The 1,300-nt window shown below is 66.6% G+C and carries 1 protein-coding gene; it reads right to left on the bottom strand.

What is annotated here, in order from left to right:
* Positions 1 to 49: 49 nt before the first annotated feature.
* On the bottom strand, positions 50 to 1,231 hold the full coding sequence (locus FCN22_RS21460) for an IS481 family transposase (RefSeq protein ID WP_137123597.1): 1,182 nt from the start codon (positions 1,229 to 1,231) through the stop codon (positions 50 to 52).
* Positions 1,232 to 1,300 lie beyond the last annotated feature (69 nt).

Here is a 1,300-nt window from a genome sequence, read left to right as displayed (position 1 = left end):
TGCGATGTCTCGCGACACCGTTGACAGGTGTCGCGAGACATCGTTGCATTCAGGGTCTTGTTTTGCGAGGGCCTGGTGTGCGGTTGCGTGGTTGGTAGTCGCGGGTGGGGTCCAGGGTGAGCTCGCGAAGGAGTTGGCCGGTCTGGGCGTTGACGATGCGGATGTAGCGGTCGGCGATCAGGGCCAGGACGCGGGTGCCGGCGTGCTGGCGGCCCAGGCCGATGTGGCGCAGTTGGCTGTCGTAGCGGATGGTGATGACGCCGCCGGTGTCGACCTTGTCGCGGCGGACCCGGTGGTGGACGCCGATGGAGGGTTTCGCCGGTGTCGCTTTGGTTCGGGCGGTGTAGGCCTGGGCTGGTGTGTGTCGGTCCAGGGCCCGGTGCGGTCGCACGGTGTTGTAGTAGCGCACGAACCGGTCCAGCTGGCGTTGCAGCAGGACGATGGTGCGGGCTGGGGGCTGGGCAGCGAGCCATTTCTTCATGGTCTGGTGGAACCGCTCCACCTTGCCTTGGGTCTGGGGGTGGTAGGGCCGGGAGTGGTGCAGGCGGACGCCGAGCAGGTCTAGCTCGATCTCGATGGCGACGCGGCCCCCGCGGCGTGGTTTGCCGGTGTAGATCGCGCCGTTGTCGGTGAGCACCGAGCGGGGTATCCCGTGGCGGCGGAAGGCGGCCCGGAAGTCGGCCAGGACGTCGGGGCCGGTAGTGGTGATCCTGGCCTTGGACCGCAACGCGAGTCGGGAGTGGTCATCGAGCAGGTTGTGGATCTCTACGCTGGTGCCGTCGGCCAGCCTCCAGTGGGTGACGTCGGCTTGCCAGCGTTCGTTGGGCAGGTCGGCACAAAACCGGGTGCCGGCGCTCTTGGGTCTCTTGTTCGGCTGCGGGGTGATGAACCCGCGGCGGGCCAGGACCCTCCAGATTGTTGAGACGGCCGGCAGCCTGGCCACCCCCGCGGTGGCCAGGTGAGCGCGGATGGTCTCGGCGCCGGCATCCAGACCCTTCTTGGACAAGCGCTTGCGCAACCTGATGATCTGGTCTTCCAGTTCCAGGCTGATCGCCTGCGGGCTGGTGTGAGGTCTTCGCGACCGCGGCGTGAACGCGGCCTCACCCTCGGTCTTGTAGCGCTTGAGCAGCTGCTGGACCCAGTACCGGGAGATCTTGTAGTCGCGAGCGACCTCACTCTTGGAGCGACCCTCGACCATGACCGACGTGATGACCAGCTCCGCGAGTGACATGCCACACCTCCGCGCTAGGTGCCAACCATGTCGCGGGACAGGTGCCAACTATCTCGTGGAATCAGACAC

The organism is Segeticoccus rhizosphaerae (assembly GCF_005222685.1).
In the GTDB taxonomy this organism is placed as follows: Bacteria; Actinomycetota; Actinomycetes; order Actinomycetales; family Dermatophilaceae; genus Segeticoccus; species Segeticoccus rhizosphaerae.
This window is presented reverse-complemented; position numbering and strand designations above follow the sequence as displayed.

Excerpts from the sequence above, each read along its gene's own strand:
- FCN22_RS21460 (WP_137123597.1), bottom strand. The coding sequence starts at position 1,231 with ATGTCACTCGCGGAGCTGGTCATCACGTCGGTCATGGTCGAGGGTCGC.